Below are 20671 nucleotides of genomic sequence, written 5' to 3'. Positions count from 1 at the left end.
TTCAGGCCTGCCGTTCGTTGTAACGGCTGAGTTCGTCGCCGCTGAGCGTCACCACGTGGAGCAGGTTGGTGGCCCCGGGCGTGCCGAAGGGAACACCCGCAAGCGCGATCAGCTTTGACCCCGCAACGCCGAAGCCGTGGCGCAGCGCCATGCGCTTGCCCTTGGCGATCATCTCTTCGAAGCTGCCGATATCCTTGGTGGAAACGGCATGCGCGCCCCACAGCAGGCCCAGCTTGCGCGCCGTCTTGGCCGAAGGGGTGAGCACCAGCATGGGCACGCCGGGCCGTTCGCGCGCCACGCGGCGTGCGGTGGAACCCGATCCGGTGAAGACGATGATGCCCGAGATCGGCAGCGCGCGGGCGATGCTGGCGCTGGCTTCGGCCAAGGCATCGGCGGTGGTGGGATCGGGAGTGGTTTCGATGAAGTGGACGCGCGCGGCATAGCCGGGATCGGCCTCCACCTGCGCGGCGATGCGGTGCATGATCGTCACCGCTTCTTCCGGCCAGGCGCCGGCGGCGGTTTCGGCCGAGAGCATGACCGCGTCGGCGCCATCATAGACGGCGTTGGCCACGTCAGACACTTCGGCGCGGGTGGGCGTGGGCGACTCGATCATCGATTCGAGCATCTGCGTGGCGACGACCACCGGCTTGCCCTGCCGCCGCGCGCCTTCGACGATGCGCTTCTGCAGCGGGGGGACTTCCTCGGGATTCAGTTCGACGCCAAGGTCGCCACGCGCGACCATGATGCCGTCGGACAGTTCGATGATTTCGTCCAGCCGGCCGATCGCAGCCGGTTTTTCGATCTTGGCCATCAGCGACCCATAGCCGCCCATCAGGCGGCGCGCCTCGGCCACGTCTTCGGGCCGCTGCACGAAGGACAGCGCAATCCAGTCAGCCCCCTGCTCCACCGCGAACGACAGGTCGCGCCGGTCCTTTTCGGTGAGAGCGGGCACGGGCACCACGGCATCGGGCACGTTCACGCCCTTGCGATCCGAGATCACGCCGCCGACTTCGGCCGAGCAGAGGATCTCGTTCGCATCGGCGCGGATCACGCGCAGGCGCAGCTTGCCATCGTCGATCAGCAGGCGCTGTCCCTTCTGCAGGATGCCGAAGAGTTCGGGATGGGGCAGGCACACCCGATTCTCGTCGCCCGGCTCGGGATTGCGATCGAGCGTGAAGTGGCCCGAATGGCGGATGACGGCGCGGCCTTCCTTGAAGGTTCCGACACGCAGCTTTGGCCCCTGCAGATCGCACAGGATGGTGACCGGGCGGCCCAGCTTGCGCTCCATCGCGCGGATCGAGGCGATGGTCTCGGCATGGGTGGCATGATCGCCGTGGCTCATGTTGACGCGGAAGGCGTCAGCGCCGGCACGAAACAGCTTTTCCAGCATTTCGGGCGAGCGGCTGGCCGGCCCGACTGTGGCGAGGATCTTCACCTTGCGCCCACGGGGATCCATCACAGCCATGTCAAAAACCTCACATTGTCCGCCTGCACCATCGCGCCGACGGCTTTGATCCGGGCGCGCTATGGCCTATGCGCCAGCAAAACCCAAGACCTGCCAAGGAATGATTTCCATGGATACGAATTTATCCGAAGCCATAGACACCCTGCCCGATGCCGTGGCGGCACAGGCGTTCCGCAGGCTGGTCCGGCACCTGCGCCACCGGCACGATGCGCAGAACATCGACCTGATGGGACTGGCGGGGTTCTGCCGCAACTGCCTGGCCGACTGGATCATCGAAGCGGGTGCGGAGCTTGACAAGGCGGCGGCGCGAGAGGTGATCCACGGCATGCCCGCGGCCGAATGGAAGGCGAAGTTCCAGACCGAGGCCACGCCGGAACAACTGGCGCGGATGGACGAGAGCCTGAAGAAGAACGCGCGCTGAACCTGACTGACGCTCGCGGGCGATCAGATCGAACCTACGTTTGAAATGAGATTATCTTGCGATAGCATCACGGGATAGGTAGTTACCCCTAACATGTTGGGGGTAACGGCCATTCCAAGCGGCAGGTTGCCGGGATATTCCCGGTGAGCCAGCCTGTGCAGGGCGTTGCTGCAGGTGGCCGGCCCTTCAATGGCGGGTCTGCCCCACCCGGTTTGCCGACGAGGACCAGCCCTACAGGAAACGAGCCCTCAGAGAATCCAACGATAGCGAATACCGGCTATCGACCGGAAATCGACGGCCTGCGCGCCGTGGCGGTGGTTCCGGTGATCCTGTTCCACGCCGGGCTGGGGCCGTTCCACGGCGGGTTCGCGGGCGTTGATGTGTTCTTTGCGATCAGCGGCTTCCTGATCACGCGGCTGCTGGTGGCAGACCTGCAGGCGGGCGCGTTTTCCATCGCGGGCTTCTATGAACGGCGGGTGCGGCGCATCCTGCCGGCGCTGTTCCTGGTGATGGTGGCGTGTGTCCCTTTTGCCTGGGCGTGGCTGCTGCCATCGCAGCTCGACGATTTCGGCAAGAGCCTGGTGGCGGTGTGCCTGTTCGCCTCCAACGTGCTGTTCTGGCGTGAACAGGGCTATTTCGGCGCAGACACCGCGCTGAAGCCGCTGCTTCACACCTGGAGCCTGGCGGTGGAGGAGCAGTTCTACATCGCGTTCCCGCTGCTGTTGTGGGCGCTGTGGCGCTGGGCCGGCGGGCGCAGGTGGCTGCCGGCGGTGCTGGGCGCGCTGGCGCTGGCGAGCCTGGCGCTGTCGCAATGGAGCACGGTTCATGCCGCGCAGGCGGGGTTCTACCTGGCGCCGGGGCGGGCATGGGAACTGCTGGCGGGTGCGATCTGCGCCCTGCTGCCCGAGGCGAAGGTGCGCGCAGGCGCGGTCCGACATGTGCCGGGGCTGGCAGGGCTGGGCATGATTGCGGCGGCGGTGCTGCTGTTCAGCGAGGATTCGGCGTTTCCGGGGTTGCTGGCGCTGCTGCCGGTGGGCGGAGCGCTGCTGGTGCTGCGGCACGGTGGCGCGGGGACGGCAGCCGGGCGGGTGCTGGCACATCCGTTGCCGCGCGGAATCGGGCTGGTCAGCTACAGCGCCTATCTGTGGCACCAGCCATTGTTCACGTTCGCCCGCGCGCAGTCCGCCGCGCTGCCGGGCAAGGTGGAGATGGCGGCACTGGCGCTGCTGGCGATCGGGCTGGGTGCATTGAGCTGGTGGTTCGTGGAGCTGCCATTCCGCCGGCGCGGGGCGGGGCCGCTGCCACGACGGGGTGCGGTCTTTGCCGGGGCGCTGGCGGGCATGGCGGTGCTGGCGGGTGCGGGCGTAGTGCTGCACCGGGCGCACGGGTTTCCGGCGCGACCGGCGGCGAATGGCACGATGGGCGCGCTGGAGCAGCGGCTGGCGATCAACTTCGGGCTGGGGCCTGAGTGCGAGGGGCGCTTCACCCTTTCTCCCGCGTGCGCCACGGCGGAAAAGCCCGACATGCTGCTGTGGGGTGACAGCTTCGCCATGCACCTGGCGCCCGGGCTGATGGCGGGGCCGCGCCGCCCGGCCTTGCGACAGATGACCATATCGAGCTGCGCGCCATTGCTGGACATCGGACTGATGGCGGCGGGGCGCGACTATGATCCGGCGGCGGCGCGCGACTGCATCGCCTTCGATGAACAGGTGCTGGGCTGGCTGAAGGCGAACCGGCAGGTGCGCACGGTGGTGCTGGCTTCACCCTTCACGATGTACAGCGACCTGGCGATGGACCGGGCCGGGCATGTCGCCACGGCCACGCCCGATCGGGTGGCTGACGCGCTGCGGCGCACGGTGGCGGCGATCCGGGCGACGGGCGCGCGGGTGGTGGTGATCGCCCCACCGCCGAACGATGGCACCAACCTGGGCCAGTGCCTGGCCCGCGCGGCGCGCAACGGGCAGCTTTCGGGCGATACCGGATCCCCCTGCGATTTCCCGCGGGCACAGGCGAAGAACTATCCCGACGCGCTGATGGCGCGGATTGCGCCGGTGGTGCCGGTGATCCGGCTGGACACGATGGTCTGCCCCCGGGAGACGTGCCTGGCGCAGCATGACGGGCGGATGATCTGGCGCGATGACGGGCACCTGTCGATCGAGGGCTCGCGCTGGCTGGGCGCGCGATACCATTGGGCGGCGCTGGCGCGGCAGTTGGCGCGCTAGCGCCGCGATTGCCAGCGTTGCAGCACGCGCTGTTCAACCTCGCGGAACAGGGCGTCGAGATCGTTGCGATCGACGTCCAGCACTTCGTCCCAATCGGCGAGCACGGCATCGAGATCGGCGGCGATATAGGTGCCGGCCCAGGTGCCCTGCGGCATGGCGGGCGCGGGGTGCGGGCGGTGGGGCCAGGGATGGCCGGTCAGGTTGTTCCACAGCGATCCGGCGAGCACCAGCAACCCGACGTTTAGGGCAAGCGGCAGGAGCAGGAAATCCCAGCCCCAGTGGCTGGTCTGAGCCCCGAGCGCGCAGAGCAGCGCACAGGCGCCGCCGGGTGGGTGCAGGCAGCGGCCCAGCGTCATGGCCGCGATGGCAACGCTGACGGCGATCGCTGCGGCCAGCCACGGCGCGCTCAGCAGATGGCCGCACAGCAGGCCGATGGCGGCGGAAAGCATGTTGCCGCCGAACACCGACCACGGCTGTGCCAGCGGGCTGGCAGGCACGGCAAAGACCAGCACGGCCGAAGCGCCGAGCGGCGCGACCAGCCATGGCGCGGCGGCATGTCCGGTGGCGCGCGTGACGGCCTGCGTCACCAATCCCGCCAGCGCGATGCCGATCAGCGCGCCAAGCGCATTGCGCACCCAGCCGAGCCGGCCGCCGGGCCGCAACTGCGCGCGTTCCAGCGCGGTGATCACCATGCTACGCAATGCGGCGTCCTTCCCCGGCCAGTTTCTCGCGCGGGTCCATACACGGGCAGGCGGGCGCCGCCAGACGGTTTCGTGGTTCCAGGCCTTTGATGCACAAACGAAAACGCCCGGCACTGGGCCGGGCGTTTCCTGTTCGACACTGTCGAAGGCTGGATCAGCGCTTCGAGAACTGGAACGAACGACGGGCCTTGGCGCGGCCGTACTTCTTGCGTTCCACGACGCGGGGGTCGCGGGTCAGGAAGCCGGCGGCCTTGACCGCGCTGCGCAGGGCAGGTTCGAACTTGGTCAGCGCCTGGGCGATGCCGTGCTTGACCGCGCCGGCCTGGCCCGAAAGGCCACCGCCCTTGACGGTGCAGACGATGTCGTACTGGCCTTCGCGACCGGCGACGGCGAACGGCTGGTTGATCACCAGGCGCAGCGTCGGACGGGCGAAATAGACTTCCTGGTCACGGCCATTGACAGTGACCTTGCCCGAGCCGGGCTTCAGCCACACGCGGGCAACGGCGTCCTTGCGGCGGCCGGTGGCGTAGGAACGGCCCTGCGCGTCCACTTCGCGATCGCGCAGCGGCATGGTGGGGGCGGCGGGAACGACCGGGGCTTCGGCATCGGCCGAAGGCGCAGCGGCCGGAGCGGGAGCGGCGGCGGTGAGGTTCTTCAGGTCCGCCAGGCTCGAAACGGAATCGGTGTCGGACATGTCTTACGCACCCACCTTGTTCTTGCGGTTCATCGAAGCGACGTCGAGCGCTTCGGGCTGGGTTCCGCCATGCGGATGCTCGGCACCGGCATAGAGGTGCAGGGCGCGCATCTGCGCACGGCCGAGAGGACCGCGCGGGATCATGCGTTCCACCGCCTTTTCAAGCACGCGCTCAGGGAAGCGGCCGCCGAGGACCTTGTCCGCGGTGACTTCCTTGATGCCGCCGGCATAGCCGGTGTGCTTGTAGTAGGTCTTGTCCTTCAGCTTGTTGCCGGTGAACTTCACCTTGTCGGCGTTGATCACGACAACGTGATCGCCGCAATCGACGTGGGGCGTGAAGCTGGGCTTGTGCTTGCCGCGCAGATGGTTGGCGATGATCACGGCGAGGCGGCCGACGACCAGACCTTCGGCATCGATCAGATGCCACTTCTTTTCCACCTCGGCCGGCTTGATCGACCGGGTGACCTTGCTGAGAGCCTTCATGGCTGGGTCATTCCCCTGATACTTGGTGCACCGCGCGCGAATCCGCCAAGGGACGCCACGCACGGCGAGGAAGCGCGCCTTTGTTGCATGACAGCCGCAGAGTCAAGCTTTCGGGCGGGTTTGCGGAGAGGTAAAATAATACCGCATCGTCAATCCGGCACGATTTCCGCCGCCAGCCAGCCCACCGTGGCCGATCCCGCGGCATCGCAGACCCAGCCCGCGATGGCCGGCGCTTCATAGGGATGGAGTGCCTCAAGCCGGGCGATGGCGCGGGCCAGCGCGGTGGAGGTGGTCTTGAACAGCACGCCCACTTCCCGGCCTTCGCCCCGCGCGCCCTTCCAGCGGTAGAGCGAGCGGACACCGGGTAGGATATTGGCGCAGGCGACGAGTCCTTCGTCGAGCAGCGCGCCCGCCACGGCTTCCGCGCTCGCTTCATCGGCAAAGGGGCACCAGATCAGCGCGGCGCCCGGTTCGTCCATGTCAGCGAGTCCGGCCGAGCGCGTGCGCGCCCCAGGTTGTGGCGATGACCAGCAGCGCGCCGGTGAGCTGGTGCAGCACCGCGATCCACAGCGACACGCCCGACCAGACCGTGGCGATGCCGAGCAGGATCTGCGTGCCGAACACGCTGTGCACGGCGATGGAGGCGGGGCGCGCGGTCTTGCGCAGGCGGCGCGCCAGCACGACCAGCACGACCACAACGGCCCAGGCCCACCAGCGGTGGACGAAGTGGACGAGGAAGGGATCGTGGGTGAAGGCGAAGAGGCCCCCGCGCGACCAATCGATGCCTGCGGGGAAGAACGAGCCCTGCATCAGCGGCCAGGCCGTCCAGTTGAACCAGCCGCCGCCTGCCGATGTGCCCGCGCGCAGGCCGGCGAGCAGCGCGCCATAGAACAGCTGCAGCACCAGCATGGCAAGCGCGAGGCCACCGAGCCCGGTCATCCGCGCCGGCGCCTCACCCCGGGCATGGGCGCGCAGATCGAGCGCGGTCCAGACGATGCCGGCCAGCGTGAACAGCGCGACCAGCAGGTGCGTGGCCAGGCGGAAGTGGCTGACCTTCACATCGTGGACGATGCCCGACTTGACCATCCACCAGCCAACCGCCCCCTGCAGCGCGCCGAGCGCCAGCAGCGCAAGCAGGCGCGGCTTGTATCCTTGCGGGATCATCCCGCGCACCCAGAACCACGCCAGCGGTGCGGCGAAGGCAAGGCCGATGGTGCGCGCCAGCAGGCGGTGGACCCATTCCCAGAAGAAGATGAACTTGTAGGTCGCCAGCGTCATGCCGGCCGGGCCATTGACGAGGATGTATTGCGGGGTCTGCCGGTACTTGGCGAATTCGGCCTGCCACGCGGCCTCGGTCAAGGGCGGCAGCGCACCCGAAACCGGGTTCCATTCGGTGATCGAAACGCCCGATTCGGTCAGCCGGGTGATGCCGCCGACGACCACGATGGCAACGATCATCGCCGCCACCACCCACAGCCAGCGCACCAACGCCAGCGGCGATGCAGACGACGGGACTGCGGGGCGATCAAGGACCTGGGCCGTGTTCATTGCCGCGCACCCTTGGGCCAGCGGAGCCCGCCTTTGCAAGATGGTAATTCCGGGCAGCAGGGCCTGCCTGAACGGGCAGGCGCGCCAAGAGGGTAACGGCCGCGAAAATGCCGGGCACCCCATTGCGTCATGTTATAGTGTTACATATATGGACGCGGTGCGTGACTCGCTTCTTGCCCTGCGCGCCCGGCTTGATCGGGTTGGCGTCATCCTTTCCGGGCTGTGCCTGGTGCATTGCCTTGCCGGGCTGTTCCTGATCGGCGTGCTCGGGCTGGGCGGCGGCGCCTTGCTGGCCCCGTCGATCCATCGCGTGGGGCTGGGGCTGGCAGTGGTGGTGGGCGCGCTGACGATCGGCATCGGCGCGATACGCCACGGCCGGATGCTGCCGCTGGCGCTGGGCGGCACGGGCGTGGCGCTGATGGCGGCGGCGGTGATCGCGGGCCATGGCAGCGCCGAAGCGGTGCTGACGATCTGTGGCGTGGTGCTGGTGGCCAGCGCGCATATCGTGAACATCCGCAAGGGCGCGTGCTGAACGCCACTCTGGCAGGTTGCATGGACCGCAAGGGCCGCTAAAGCACCGGGCATGACCGGCACCCTTTCCCTGATCGTCAACGGCGAACCCCGCCGCGCCGCACCCGGCACCGTGGCGGACCTGGTCCGCAGCCTGGAGCTGAACCCTGCGAAGGTCGCGGTGGAGCGCAATGGCGAGATCGTGCCCCGATCGACGCTGGCCGACGTGGCCATTGCCGATGGGGACGTGCTGGAAATCGTGCACTTTGTTGGCGGAGGACAAGAGGACGTGACTGAAGATACCTGGACCGTTGCGGGCCGCACGTTCCGGTCACGCCTGATCGTGGGCACCGGCAAGTACAAGGACTTTGCCCAGAACGCCGCGGCGGTTGAGGCTTCGGGCGCGGAGATCGTGACCGTGGCGGTGCGCCGCGTGAACGTGAGCGATCCCAAGGCGCCGATGCTGACCGACTTCATCGACCCGAAGAAGATCACCTACCTGCCCAACACCGCCGGCTGCTTCACCGCCGAGGACGCGATCCGCACGCTGCGGCTGGCGCGCGAGGCGGGCGGATGGGACCTGGTGAAGCTGGAAGTGCTGGGCGAGGCGAAGACGCTCTATCCCAACATGGTCGAAACCATCCGCGCCACCGAAGTGCTGGCAAAGGAAGGCTTCAAGCCGATGGTCTATTGCACCGATGATCCCATCGCGGCCAAGCAGCTGGAGGATGCGGGCGCGGTGGCGGTGATGCCGCTGGGCGCGCCGATCGGATCGGGCCTGGGCATCCAGAACCGCGTGACCATCCGCCTGATCGTGGAAGGGGCAAGCGTGCCGGTGCTGGTTGATGCCGGCGTTGGCACGGCGAGCGATGCGGCCGTGGCGATGGAGCTGGGCTGCGACGGCGTGCTGATGAACACCGCGATTGCCGAGGCGAAGGATCCGCTGCTGATGGCGCGGGCGATGAAGCTGAGCGTGGAGGCCGGCCGCGCCGCCTATCGCGCCGGGCGCATGGGCACGCGCAAGTATGCCGATCCCAGCAGCCCGCTGGCGGGGTTGATCTGATGGTGCAGGCAATCACGCCGGGCGCAGCGTTCAAGGACAACCTGGCGCTGTTGCCCCCGATCGAGGGCCTCGCGCGGATCGACCTGACCAATGGCGCCGGCGCGGTGGTGGCAAGCATCCCCAACGAGCCAGGCAAGCAGGGTTCGCTGGCGGTCTATCACTACCTGAAGCGGGCGTTCGGCCGGCTGGATGCGGCGGCGGCAGAGCACGCGCTGCTGGTGTTCGGCGAACACACCGCCGACGCGCGCAACCGCCCCGGCGCACATCCCAACGTGGACCGGCTGATCGCGGTGGCCGAAGGCGGCGAAGCGCTGGATATCGTGGTGGTGCCCGTCGCGGGCTGAACGACGGCCTCGATCACCGAGGCCGTCGTGCGTGGTTGATCAGCCCGCCACGCCGGCTGCGGCGAGGACGGCCAGCGTCAGGATATCGGGCGCGATTGCGGTCATCGGGGCGATCTGCACCGGCTTTTCCATGCCGACCATCATCGGGCCGATCACCGCATTGCCAGCCAGTTCGCGCAGCAGCTTTGCCGAGATGTTGGCCGATTGCAGGCCGGGCATGATCAGCACGTTGGCGGGGCCGGACAGTCGGCTAAACGGATAGTTGGCCTGAACCTTGGGGTTCAGCGCGGCATCGGGCGCCATTTCGCCTTCGTATTCGAAGCCGGGCTGCTTTTCATCGAGGATGGCCACCGCCTCGCGGATCGAATCGAGCCACTTGCCATAGGGGTTGCCGAAGGTGGAGTACGACAGGAACGCCACGCGCGGTTCGTGGCCCATGCGGCGGGCGACGGCGGCGGTTTCCATGGCGATGTGGGCGAGGTCTTCCGCCGAGGGGCGTTCGTTCACCGTGGTATCGGCCAGGAACACGGTATAGTTCTTGGCGACCATCAGGTGGATACCGAAGGGCAGGTGGCCGGGCTTGGGGTCCAGCACCTGGCGCACTTCCTTCATCGACTGGGCGAAGGTGCGCGTCATGCCGGTGATCAGCGCATCGCCATGGCCGAGCGCGACCAGCGCCGAGGCAAAGACGTTGCGGTCCTGGTTGACCATGCGCTTGACGTCGCGCTCCATGAAGCCGCGGCGCTGCAGGCGGGCATAGAGATAGTCCACCATGTCGGGCACCAGCGGCGAGACCGCGGAGTTGTGGATCTCAAAGCTTTCGGGATCGCCGACGCCCAGTTCGACCAGCTTGTCGAGCACCGGCTGGGTGCGGCCGACAAGGACCGGGGTGCCATAGCCGAAATCGCGGAACTGGATCGCGGCGCGCAGCACCACTTCGTTCTCCGCTTCGGCAAAGACCACCCGCTTCGGATTGACCTTGGCCTGGGCGAAGACGTTGGTGAGCACCGAGGTGGTGGGGTTGAGCCGCGCCTTGAGGCTGGTGCGATACGCGTCGAAATCCTCGATCGGCTTCTGCGCCACGCCCGAATCCATCGCCGCCTTGGCCACGGCAGAGGACACGACCTCCATCAGGCGGGGATCGAACGGCGCGGGGATGATGTAGTCCAGCCCGAAGGTGTGGTTCTGGCCATAGGCGGCGGCCACTTCCTCGGGCACCGGCTCACGCGCCAGCTCTGCAATGGCGCGGGCGGCGGCGATCTTCATCTCTTCGTTGATCGCGGTGGCGCGCACATCCAGCGCGCCGCGGAAGATGAAGGGGAAGCCGAGCACGTTGTTGACCTGGTTCGGATAGTCCGAACGGCCGGTGGCGACGATGCAGTCGGGCCGCGCAGCCTTCGCCTCGGGCGGGGTGATTTCCGGATCGGGGTTTGCCATGGCGAAGATGATCGGCTGCGGCGCCATCTTCTTGACCATTTCGGGCGTGACCGCATCCTTGACCGACAGGCCCAGAAAGATGTCCGCGCCCTGCATCGCTTCTTCCAGTGTGCGGTGAGGGGTATCGACCGCATGGGCGGACTTGAACTGATCGACCCCGGCGCGGCCGGTGTAGATCACGCCCTTGCTGTCACACATGATCACGTTTTCATGCCGCACGCCCATCGCCTTGATCAGCGCGGTGCAGGCAATCGCGGCGGCGCCAGCGCCGTTGACCACGACCTTCACGTCGTTGAGGCTGCGCCCCGTGAGGAAGCAGGCATTGAGCAGGCCGGCGGCGGAGATGATCGCGGTGCCGTGCTGGTCGTCATGCATCACCGGAATCTTCAGGCGTTCCTTCAGCGCCTGTTCGATGATGAAGCATTCGGGCGCCTTGATGTCTTCAAGGTTGATACCGCCGAAGCTGGGTTCCATCAGCGTGACCGCGTCGATGATCGCCTGCGGGTCTTCGGTGGCGAGTTCGATGTCGATCGAATCGACGTCGGCAAAGCGCTTGAACAGCACCGCCTTGCCCTCCATCACCGGCTTGGACGCCAGCGCGCCGAGATTGCCGAGGCCGAGGATGGCGGTGCCGTTGGAGATCACCGCGACGAGATTGCCCTTGGCGGTGTAGTCATAGGCGGTGGAAGGATCATCGGCGATGGCGCGCACCGGCACGGCGACGCCCGGCGAATAGGCCAGCGACAGATCGCGCTGGGTCGCCATCGGCTTGCTGGCGATGATCTCGATCTTACCCGGCCGGATCGTGTTGTGGTAGAAAAGCGCTTCGCGTTCGGTGAAACGGACGTTGCTTTCCTCGGTCATCGTATACCCTCCCCACGTTCGCAATCCGCGCCATAGACGCGGTTCGGTGCCTGTCCGACCTTGGCCGTTACGTCAAGGCGGGCCCGATGCAGATTTGCATTGGGCAAGTTGCAGTTTTTGCGATTGGCGACCGCGAACAAAATCCGGAATGCGTCAGAAATCCTTGGGCTGCCAGGTGGGGAAGCCCAGCGGGCGCACCGCGAAGAGCAGGCTGCGGCCTTCCTGCCAGACCAGCTGTAGGCGCGGATCGGGGCGGCGCGGCAGGCCGGTGTCGATCAGCCATACGTAATCGACCCGCTCGATCGGCGCATACCTGAGCGCGCTGTCCACGCTGCGCAGGCGGCCGCCCTGGCACTTGCGCGACCACACGAATTCCGATGGGTCTGCAGTGAAATTGCGACCGGGGCGGAAGCGCGGGATCACCATGTGCAGGCCGGGCACGGCCCAGTTGTCGTTCACCCAGGCCTGGCGATAGAGGCTGGCAAGGCTGGCGAGGTGATCGCGCCGGGTGTTGCGCCACGATTCCTCGAGGCAGGAGTGTTCGACAAAGGCGAGCACGCGACTGCCGGGCTCGACATGGTGGAGCGCGGAGAGCTGCTTGCGGTAATCCTCGGCATAATCGGCAAAGCTCGATCCGGTGACGACGAGCCGCACCGCGAGCAGCGCCATGCCGACATAGGCCACCATTCGCGCCCGATTGTCCTTTGCCCCGCTCCAGTCCTGCAGGCCCAGTGCCAGCATCATGGCCACCGGGAACAGGCGCACGTCGACGAAGGCGGAACCGTTGATGTCGCTGGGGATCGCCACGAACAGCATGAACACCAGCAGCCCGGGCAGCGCCTGCTGCCATTTCCACCGCGCGCCCAGCAGCCAGCCCAGCAGCACCAGCGCGAAGCATGAGATCGTGGTGGCGGCATCGAGCAGCAGCGACTGGTCACGCAGCGTCAGGATCAGGTACCAGGCCTTCTGGTCCCACCGCCAACGGTTGAGGCTGCGCACCGGTTCGGGCGAGAAGAACTTCCACAGCACGATGGTGACCACCGTGGCGATCAGCGGCCAGCACAGCACCAGCAGGCGCCGGCCCACGGCCATCCAGTCGGTCTCGTCCCGCACGGTGCGCCACATCGAAGGGCGCCACCAGCCCTTGGGCAGGCGATCGATCTCACGCCCCACGGCGTTGCCGCCAACCATCAGGAACAGCAGCAGCCCGCCGATGGCGTGGCACAGCATGGCCACCGGCTGCGCCACCATCAGCATCGCGGCGCGCTTCTTCGGCTGCTTTTCCAGCCAGACCGAGGCAGCGAAGGCAGACAGCGAGAGCCCGGTGGCGAGGATATAGTTGAGGAAGCCGGTAAGCAGCGGGAAGCTGAACACGAACATCAGCGCCCAGGCCGCGCCATGCCCGCCGCGCGCATTGAGCATGCGGATCGAAGCGAGGCAGCCACCCGCGAACAGGCCGGTGGCCAGCACCGTGCTCCACCATCCGGCGGCAAGGATGCCGAACTGCGCGCCCAGCACCTTCATCAGCACGCCGCCGCCGATGTTCAGCGTGAACACCCATTTCCAGCTGAAGTACTTTTCCAGCGGGTTGCCCGGCCCGGCAGCCTCGATCGCGGCGGCACCCATGTGGCCCGGCACGTCGATCAGCGGCGGCACTTCCACCAGGAAGAACGGCATGCACACGAACAGCACGCCCAGCGCGATGCCCGGCCCCGAAAGCCACGGCAGCGCGCCCGCGCGTTCCCACATCGTCCGCAGAGCGAACAGCCAGTCCTTGTCGCGGGTCTGCATCAGCCCCTTCGCATGTTCCGGAATTGTTTATATCCCGGCGTCGATGGTTTGAGAAACACGTGCGGCTGGTCTAGCCACCAGCGCGTGACCCCTAATGCCCCAACTCCGATGATGGCGCAATATCTTGCGCTGAAAGAACAGGCGGGTGACTGCCTGCTGTTCTACCGCATGGGGGACTTCTTCGAGCTGTTCTTCGACGATGCGAAGACGGCGGCGCAGGTGCTGGACATCGCGCTGACCAGCCGGGGCGAACATGCCGGGGCGCCCATCCCGATGTGCGGGGTGCCGGTGCATTCGGCCGAAGGATACCTTGCCCGGCTGATCAAGGCGGGCTGCCGCGTGGCCATTGCCGAACAGACCGAAAGCCCCGAGGAAGCGCGAAAGCGCGGCGGTTCCAAGGCCCTGGTGACGCGTGACATCGTGCGCTTCGTCACCGCCGGTACGCTGACCGAGGAGGCGCTGCTCAACCCGCGCAGCGCCAACGTGCTGGCCGCGGTGTGCGAGGTGCGCGGCAGTATCGGGATCGCGGCATGCGACATCTCCACGGGCCGCATGGAGCTGGAGGAATGCAGCGTCGAGGCGATGCCCGCCGCGCTTGCCCGCCTGTCCGCCAGCGAGCTGGTGGCGCCCGAAGACTTCGCCCACGGCCCGCTGGAAGCGATTGCTTGCCCGGCCCGCGCCTTCGCCAGCGAATCGGGCGAGGCGCGGCTGCGCGAGCTGCACGGCGTGGCGACGCTGGACGGATTCGGCCAGTTCGGCCGGGCAATGCTGGCCGCCGCAGGGGGCCTGATCGCCTATCTCGACCACGTGGGGCGTGGGCGGCTGCCGCTGCTGCTGCCGCCGGTGGTGCGCGAGGCGGGCGGCCACATGGCGATGGACGAGGCGACGCGCGCCAGCCTCGAAATCCTCGTGTCCAGCGGCGGCGCGCGCAAGGGCAGCCTGTTCGAGGCGGTGGACCGCTGCGTGACCGGCGCGGGCGCGCGGCTGCTGGCCGAAGACCTTTCCGCCCCGCTGACCAACCTGGCCGCGATTCGCCGTCGTCTGGAGCTGGTGAGCTGGCTGCACGACGATCCGCTGCTGCGTGGCGACATCCGCGCCGTGCTGCGCGCCGCGCCAGATCTTGGCCGCGCGCTGGGCCGGGTGGTGGCGGGGCGCGGCTCCCCGCGTGATCTGGGCCAGCTGCGCGATGGCCTCACCGAGGCGACACGGCTGGAAATGCTGCTGTCCGCGCGCACCGACCGGCCCGAGCTGGCCAGCGCATTGCTGCCCCACTTGCGCGGGCATGGCGCACTGATCGACCTGTTCGCGCGCGCGCTGGTGCCCGCGCCGCCCACCGAACGATCGCAGGGCGGTTTCATTGCCGAAGGATACGACGCCGCGCTTGATGAACTGCGCCGCGCCTCGGGCAATTCGCGCCGCGCCATCGCCGCGCTTGAGGCGAAGTATCGGGACCAGACCGGCGTTGCCGCGCTGAAGATCCGCCACAACGGCGTGCTGGGCTATTTCATCGAGGTGCCCGCGAAGCACGCCGACCGGCTGATGCAGCCCGACAGCGGCTTCACCCACCGCCAGACCATGGCGGGCGCGGTCCGCTTCAATGCGCTGGCGCTGCACGAGGAGGCGAGCCGCATCGCCGAATCGGGCGGGCATGCGCTGGCGGCGGAAGAAGCGCACTTCGAGGAGCTGACCGCCCGCGCCGTCGCCGCGCGCGAGGCCATCGCCACCACCGCCGCCGCGCTCGCCCGGCTGGACGTGGCGGCGGGACAGGCCGAGCGCGCCGCGGAAGGCGGCTGGACCCTGCCCCATGTGGTGGAGGAACCCTGCCTGCAGATCGCCGGCGGACGGCACCCGGTGGTCGAGGCCGCGCTGGCCGCCAGGGGCGAGCGCTTCGTGGCCAACGACTGTACCCTGGGCGAACGCGACCGGCTGTGGCTGGTGGGCGGGCCGAACATGGGCGGCAAGTCCACCTTCCTGCGCCAGAACGCGCTGATCGTGCTGCTGGCGCAGGCGGGCGGCTTCGTGCCCGCGCAGGCCGCCACGATCGGGCTGGTCGACCGCCTGTTCAGCCGCGTGGGCGCGGCGGACAACCTGGCGCGCGGGCGATCGACCTTCATGGTCGAGATGGTGGAAACCGCTGCGATCCTTTCGCAGGCGACCGAGCGCAGCTTCGTGGTGCTCGACGAAGTGGGGCGCGGAACCTCCACCTACGACGGCCTCGCGCTGGCCTGGGCGGTGGCCGAGGCAGTGCACGAGGTGAACCGCTGCCGCTGCCTCTTCGCCACGCATTACCACGAACTCGCCCGGCTGGCCGAGACCTGCGACGCGCTGTCGCTCCACCACGTGCGCGCCCGCGAATGGAAGGGCGACCTGGTGCTGCTGCACGAGCTGGCCGAAGGCCCGGCGGACAAGAGCTATGGCCTTGCCGTCGCGCGGCTGGCAGGGGTGCCCGCGCCGGTGGTCAAGCGGGCGAAGTCGGTGCTCGACAAGCTGGAAAAGGGCCGCGCCGCCACTGGAGGCCTCGCCGCCGGGCTCGACGACCTGCCCCTCTTCGCCGCCGCGATCGAGGCCGCCGAGGAAAAGGTCGACGCCCTGCGCGACCGGCTCAACACGCTGGACATCGACGCCCTCTCCCCGCGCGAGGCGCTGGACATGCTGTATCAGCTGAAGACCATGGCGAACGGATAGGACCAGCAATGCAGATCCCTCCCCTCGCCCCGCTGGGCCGCAAGCGCGCGCTGTTCGTAATGGCGGCGGAGCCGGAATACGGCGCAAACCTGCGCGCGCGGTTCACGCCGCTGATGGTCGGCGTCGGGCCGGTGGAAGCGGCGCTGCATACCGGCATGGCGCTGGCCCGGCTGGAGGCGCGGGGCGAGCGGCCCGACCTCGTAGTCTCGGTCGGCTCGGCCGGTTCGCGCAAGTGCCCGCTGGGCGAAGTGTTCCAGATCAGCGCGGTGTCATGGCGCGATATCGACGCATCGGCTTTAGGGTTTCCCAAGGGGCTGGTGCCGTTCCTCGACGAACCGCACGAGCTGCCGCTGGAAACCCCACTGGCCCTGCCCGCGGTGACGCTCAGCACCGGCGGCAACGTGGTGAGCGGCGATGCCTGGCACGGCATCGCGGCGGACATGGCCGACATGGAGACCTATGCCGTGGCCCGCGCCTGCCGCCACGTGGGCGTGCCGCTGGTGGGCCTGCGCGGCGTGTCCGACGGGCCGGGCGAACTGACCGGCGCGCACGACTGGCGCCGCCTGCTTGACCACCTCGACGGCAAGCTGGCCGAAGCGGTGGACATGCTCGCCGCGCATTACGGCTGAAACCCCATCCTCCCCTGGCAGGCGAGGTGGCAGCGCGCAGCGCTGACGGAGGGGTAGCGGCTTGGCGCTGCGCCCCGCCGGATATCACCGCGCTTGGTCAATACCCCTCCACCACCCTACGGGCGGTCCCCCTCCCCTTGCAGGGGAGGATGTCCGGGCCAGCCATGCAGCGCGTACTTCGCAATCGCTTCCGCTGTCCCGACGGGGTCCTTCAGAACCCGCATCGCCGCGATCCGCAGCACCCTGATCCCCTGGTTTTCCAGCCACAGCGTTCGCACCCGGTCACGCTCGGGCCGATCCCCAGTGTTGTGCGCATGCCCCTCGATCTCGATGGCCAGCTTCGCCTCGGCACAGAAGATATCGAGCACATACCGCCCCGCCGGATGCTGCCGCCTGAACTTCAGCCCTTCCGGCCGCAACCGCAACTGTCGCCACAGCAGCACCTCGGGCAAGGACATCGCCTGCCGCAGTCCTGCCGCCCGGTGCTGCGTGTTCTTCGGCCCATGAGGCATGCAACGTAACGTGCGCCATGTTCAATCCCATGCCAACCCCCATCCTCCCCTGGCAGGGGAGGTGGCAGCCGCAGGCTGACGGAGGGGTAGCGGTTGGCGTTGCGCCCGGCCGGAAACCACCGCGCCTGCCCAATACCCCTCCACCACCCTTCGGGCGGTCCCCCTCCCCTTCCAGGGGAGGATTATGGGGTTACTGGGTGACAAAGAGGCCCCCCGGCGCGCATGACTGGCACCGCCTGCTCGACCAACTCGACGGCAGGCTGGCCAAGGCGGTGGACATGCTCGCCGCGCATTACGGGTAGTTATCACTCTGCCTTACCCCCCTCCCCGCCGGGGAGGGGCATCTGCTTCAGACAAACATGCCCGCCAGTGCCGCGCTCATCAAGTTGCTCAGCGCGCCCGCCGCAAGTGCGCGCAGGCCCAGTTTCGCGATCATCGGGCGCTGGTTGGGGGCGAGGCTGCCCGTCACCGCCATCTGTATGGCGATCGAGCAGAAGTTGGCGAAGCCGCACAGGGCGAAGGTGACGATGGCCACGGTGCGGGCGGAAAGGTCCTTTGCCTGCCCCAGATCGATGAAAGCCACGAATTCGTTGAGCACGATCTTGGAGCCGAACAGGCCGCCCGCGCGCAGGGCCTCGGCCCAGTCAGGCGCGCCGAGCAGGAGGAAGAGGGGTGCGAAGACGGGGCCAAGGATTCCTTCGAACGAGAGGCCGGGATGGCCGGCCAGACCGCCGATCCAGCCGAGCAGGCCATTGGCCAGCGCCACCAGCGCGACGAAGGCCATGACCATGCCGCCGACCGCCACCGCCAGCTTCACCCCCGTCTGCGCGCCCATGGCTGCGGCCATGATCAGGTTGGCGGGGCGTTCGCCTTCATCGGGCGCGGCGAGTTCAACTTCGCCCTGCAACGCCATGCCGGGGGGATCGGGCATGATCAGCTTGGCCATAAGCACGCCGCCGGGCGCAGACATGAACGCGGCGGCGACGAGGTAATCCACCCGGATGCCCATGGCGGCATAGGCGGCGAGGATCGTGCCGGCCACGCCCGCCATGCCCACGCTCATCACGCAGAACAGCTGCGACGGGGCGAGGCCGGCGAGATAGGGGCGGATCACCAAGGGCGATTCGCTCTGGCCGACGAAGATGTTGCTGGCGGCGCACAGCGCCTCCACCCGGCTGATCCCGGTGATCCGTTCCAGCGCGCCGCCGATCCAGCGGATTGCCAGCGGCATCAGCCCGATGTGATAGAGCACCGAGATCAGCGCGGCGAAGAACACGATGGTGGGCAGGGCCGAAATGACGAAGCTGTTGCCGCCGATCTCGGGCTTGGCGAGAGGGCCGAAGGCGAAGGCCACCCCGGCGCGGGCGAAGCCGAGCAGCGCCTCCACCGCATGGGCCGCGCCCTGCAGCGCGCGGTTTCCGGCGGGGACATGGAGCACCAGCACGGCCAGCCCCGCCTGCAGCGCAAAGGCCGGTGCGACCACGCGCAGCCGAATGGCGCGGCGATTTGTGGAGAGCGCCAGCGCGGCGAGCACGATCAGCGCCATCGCGGCCAGGCTCATCGCCAAGTGCATTGCAGTCCCCCTTCAGCGCCCGTCCGGCATGGTCTGGCGCGCGCAATCCGCGCGGTCAACGCCCTTGCCCCATCACGAATCCGCTTCATTTTTCCGGCCAAAGGCGTAAGGGCGCGCGCCATGACCACGCCTGCCGACCCTTACGCCGCCTATCGCCAGTCGATGCTGGACAAGGCCGAGACCCTGATCGAGGCGCTGCCCTATCTGCAGCGCTATGCCGGGCGCACCTTCGTGGTGAAGTATGGCGGCCACGCCATGGGCGATCCCGAGCTGGCGCACGACTTTGCACAGGATATCGTGCTGCTGAAGGCGGTGGGGATCAACCCGGTGGTGGTACACGGCGGCGGGCCGCAGATCGGCCGCATGCTGAAGGCGCTGGGCATCGAATCGCACTTCGTCAACGGCCTGCGCGTGACCGACAAGCAGACCGCCGAGGTCGCCGAGATGGTGCTGGCCGGCGCGATCAACAAGGAACTGGTCAGCTGGATCAGCCGTGCCGGGGGCAAGGCCATCGGCATTTCCGGCAAGGACGGCGGCATGGTCCTTGCCCGCAAGGTACAGTCAAAGGCGCCCAAGGCGATCGAGGACGATGGCGAGCCGCTGGTGGTGGACCTGGGCTTCGTGGGCGAGCCCGAGAAGATCGATACCAGCGTGATCGACACCGTGTGCGCCGCCGGGATGATCCCGGTGATCGCGCCGATCGGCGTGGGCAAGGATGGCGAAACCTACAACATCAATGCCGACACCATGGCCGGATCGATTGCGGCAGCGCTGGGCGCGGCGCGGCTGTTCCTGCTGACCGACGTGCCGGGCGTGCTGGACAAGGACAAGCAGCTGCTGACCGACCTGCGCCCTGCCGACATCGCGCGGCTGGCCGAGGACGGCACGATCCAGGGCGGCATGATTCCCAAGCTGGAAACCTGCGTCCATGCGGTGGAGGCAGGCTGCGAGGCGGCGGTGGTTCTGGATGGCCGGGTGCCCCACGCCATGCTGCTGGAAATCTTCACCGCGCGCGGCGCGGGCACGCTGATCCGGGCGTGATCGGGCTGGCGCCGGGAACTTCGCGCGTCCCGGCGAGTCTGGCGCGCATGATCCGCGCCTGCCTTTCCGCCGCCTGCGCATCCGCGCTCGCCATCAATCTTGCCGGATGCGACCGCGCGCCGGAACCGGCACCGACCGCCTCGGCCGTGGCTGAACCGGCGCCCGTGGTGGCGACCGCCGCGCCCGCCCCTTCGGCCACGCCGACGGCCGAGATCGCCACGCCGGGCCAGCCTTCGCAATCGCGCGATCCTGCCGAAGTGATGAAGGACTGGGCCAAGGCGGTGCAGATGCGCGATTGGGCCACAGTGCGCGCCTTCTGGGGTGAAAAGGGCGAGAAGAGCGGCCTTTCGACACAGGATTTCGCGGCGAAGTGGGCCAGCCTGCTGGACCCCAAGGTGACGGTCTATCCCGGCGAGCAGGAAGGCGCGGCGGGATCATCGTACTACACCGCGCCGGTGCGGATCATCGACGGGCCGCGCACGGTGCGGGGCGACGTGGTGCTGCGGCGGGTGAACGACGTGCCCGGCGCCACCGAAGAGCAGCTGCGCTGGCACATCGAAAGCAGCACGATCGCGCCCTGATTTCGCGTAAGTTGAAAACGACTGAGGAGGGGCTGAAACCGGTTGAGAGGGCGTTGAACCCCTTTGAACCGGGTTGAAACACGCATTGCGCGCTTGCAAAATTTGTA

Annotated in this window: 19 protein-coding genes; 9 read left to right on the top strand and 10 right to left on the bottom strand. The window is 68.1% G+C overall.

Going from position 1 to position 20671, the window contains the following annotated elements:
- Position 1 precedes the first annotated feature (1 nt).
- Positions 2–1465 (bottom strand): pyruvate kinase, encoded by a 1464-nt coding sequence (gene pyk, locus POM99_RS09870; protein WP_277277280.1) that lies wholly within the window; start codon positions 1463–1465, stop codon positions 2–4.
- 109 nt (positions 1466–1574) lie between these two features.
- On the opposite strand from pyk, the gene POM99_RS09865 reads away from it, so the two are divergent.
- The gene (locus POM99_RS09865; RefSeq protein ID WP_277277279.1) at positions 1575–1886 is read left to right on the top strand and encodes a DUF1244 domain-containing protein; all 312 of its coding nucleotides are present in this window, start codon (positions 1575–1577) and stop codon (positions 1884–1886) included.
- Positions 1887–2029: 143 nt separating this feature from the next.
- On the top strand, positions 2030–4108 hold the full coding sequence (locus POM99_RS09860) for an acyltransferase family protein (RefSeq protein WP_313792127.1): 2079 nt from the start codon (positions 2030–2032) through the stop codon (positions 4106–4108).
- Here the strand turns inward: POM99_RS09860 and POM99_RS09855 are convergent.
- From POM99_RS09855 to POM99_RS09835, 5 genes are all read right to left on the bottom strand, one after another.
- Positions 4105–4800, bottom strand: a complete 696-nt coding sequence (locus POM99_RS09855) for an HPP family protein (RefSeq protein WP_277277546.1) — start codon at positions 4798–4800, stop codon at positions 4105–4107. The two genes, POM99_RS09860 and POM99_RS09855, sit on opposite strands and share 4 nt — an antisense overlap.
- Positions 4801–4963: 163 nt before the next feature.
- Positions 4964–5503, bottom strand: a complete 540-nt coding sequence (rpsI, locus tag POM99_RS09850) for a 30S ribosomal protein S9 (RefSeq protein ID WP_277277277.1) — start codon at positions 5501–5503, stop codon at positions 4964–4966.
- Positions 5504–5506: 3 nt separating this feature from the next.
- Positions 5507–5986, bottom strand: a complete 480-nt coding sequence (gene rplM, locus POM99_RS09845) for a 50S ribosomal protein L13 (protein ID WP_277277274.1) — start codon at positions 5984–5986, stop codon at positions 5507–5509.
- 149 nt (positions 5987–6135) lie between these two features.
- Complete coding sequence (cutA, locus tag POM99_RS09840) at positions 6136–6465, bottom strand: divalent-cation tolerance protein CutA (RefSeq protein WP_277277272.1); 330 nt, start codon at positions 6463–6465, stop codon at positions 6136–6138.
- 1 nt (position 6466) lies between these two features.
- On the bottom strand, positions 6467–7534 hold the full coding sequence (locus POM99_RS09835) for a COX15/CtaA family protein (protein ID WP_277277270.1): 1068 nt from the start codon (positions 7532–7534) through the stop codon (positions 6467–6469).
- A 148-nt stretch (positions 7535–7682) separates the two neighbouring features.
- Here POM99_RS09835 and POM99_RS09830 point away from each other — a divergent pair, with 148 nt between their 5' ends.
- From POM99_RS09830 to POM99_RS09820, 3 genes are read left to right on the top strand one after another with little or no spacing between them, the layout of a single operon-like run.
- Positions 7683–8066, top strand: coding sequence for a MerC domain-containing protein (locus tag POM99_RS09830; protein WP_279644578.1), 384 nt, complete (start codon positions 7683–7685; stop codon positions 8064–8066).
- Positions 8067–8117: 51 nt separating this feature from the next.
- On the top strand, positions 8118–9107 hold the full coding sequence (gene thiS, locus POM99_RS09825; RefSeq protein WP_277277267.1) for a sulfur carrier protein ThiS: 990 nt from the start codon (positions 8118–8120) through the stop codon (positions 9105–9107).
- The gene (locus tag POM99_RS09820) at positions 9107–9451 is read left to right on the top strand and encodes a DUF2322 family protein (RefSeq protein WP_277277265.1); all 345 of its coding nucleotides are present in this window, start codon (positions 9107–9109) and stop codon (positions 9449–9451) included. The genes thiS and POM99_RS09820 overlap by 1 nt, the downstream gene beginning before the upstream one ends.
- Before the next feature lie 39 nt (positions 9452–9490).
- Here POM99_RS09820 and POM99_RS09815 read toward each other — a convergent pair whose 3' ends face one another.
- Together POM99_RS09815 and POM99_RS09810 are read right to left on the bottom strand one after the other, a co-directional pair.
- Complete coding sequence (locus POM99_RS09815; RefSeq protein ID WP_277277263.1) at positions 9491–11752, bottom strand: NADP-dependent malic enzyme; 2262 nt, start codon at positions 11750–11752, stop codon at positions 9491–9493.
- 153 nt (positions 11753–11905) lie between these two features.
- Complete coding sequence (locus tag POM99_RS09810) at positions 11906–13543, bottom strand: hypothetical protein (RefSeq protein WP_277277261.1); 1638 nt, start codon at positions 13541–13543, stop codon at positions 11906–11908.
- 108 nt (positions 13544–13651) lie between these two features.
- On the opposite strand from POM99_RS09810, the gene mutS reads away from it, so the two are divergent.
- The gene (gene mutS / locus POM99_RS09805; protein ID WP_277277259.1) at positions 13652–16228 is read left to right on the top strand and encodes a DNA mismatch repair protein MutS; all 2577 of its coding nucleotides are present in this window, start codon (positions 13652–13654) and stop codon (positions 16226–16228) included.
- A gap of 8 nt (positions 16229–16236) precedes the next feature.
- Positions 16237–16857 carry a 5'-methylthioadenosine/S-adenosylhomocysteine nucleosidase gene (locus POM99_RS09800; RefSeq protein WP_277277257.1) on the top strand — a complete coding sequence of 207 codons (621 nt, stop codon included), beginning with the start codon at positions 16237–16239 and terminating at the stop codon, positions 16855–16857.
- Positions 16858–16973: 116 nt separating this feature from the next.
- Here the strand turns inward: POM99_RS09800 and POM99_RS09795 are convergent, their stop codons facing one another.
- Both POM99_RS09795 and POM99_RS09790 read right to left on the bottom strand, forming a co-directional pair.
- Positions 16974–17315 (bottom strand): endonuclease domain-containing protein, encoded by a 342-nt coding sequence (locus POM99_RS09795; protein ID WP_438823001.1) that lies wholly within the window; start codon positions 17313–17315, stop codon positions 16974–16976.
- Between the two features lie 403 nt (positions 17316–17718).
- Positions 17719–18942, bottom strand: coding sequence for a NupC/NupG family nucleoside CNT transporter (locus tag POM99_RS09790; protein ID WP_277277254.1), 1224 nt, complete (start codon positions 18940–18942; stop codon positions 17719–17721).
- 120 nt (positions 18943–19062) lie between these two features.
- On the opposite strand from POM99_RS09790, the gene argB reads away from it, so the two are divergent.
- Together argB and POM99_RS09780 are read left to right on the top strand one after the other, a co-directional pair.
- Positions 19063–19983 carry an acetylglutamate kinase gene (argB, locus tag POM99_RS09785; RefSeq protein WP_277277252.1) on the top strand — a complete coding sequence of 307 codons (921 nt, stop codon included), beginning with the start codon at positions 19063–19065 and terminating at the stop codon, positions 19981–19983.
- Positions 19980–20564, top strand: a complete 585-nt coding sequence (locus tag POM99_RS09780; RefSeq protein WP_277277250.1) for a hypothetical protein — start codon at positions 19980–19982, stop codon at positions 20562–20564. The genes argB and POM99_RS09780 overlap by 4 nt, the downstream gene beginning before the upstream one ends.
- Positions 20565–20671: the final 107 nt, after the last annotated feature.

The sequence above is a fragment of the Novosphingobium cyanobacteriorum genome (assembly GCF_029436685.1).
In the GTDB taxonomy this organism is placed as follows: domain Bacteria; phylum Pseudomonadota; class Alphaproteobacteria; order Sphingomonadales; family Sphingomonadaceae; genus Novosphingobium; species Novosphingobium cyanobacteriorum.
This window is presented reverse-complemented; position numbering and strand designations above follow the sequence as displayed.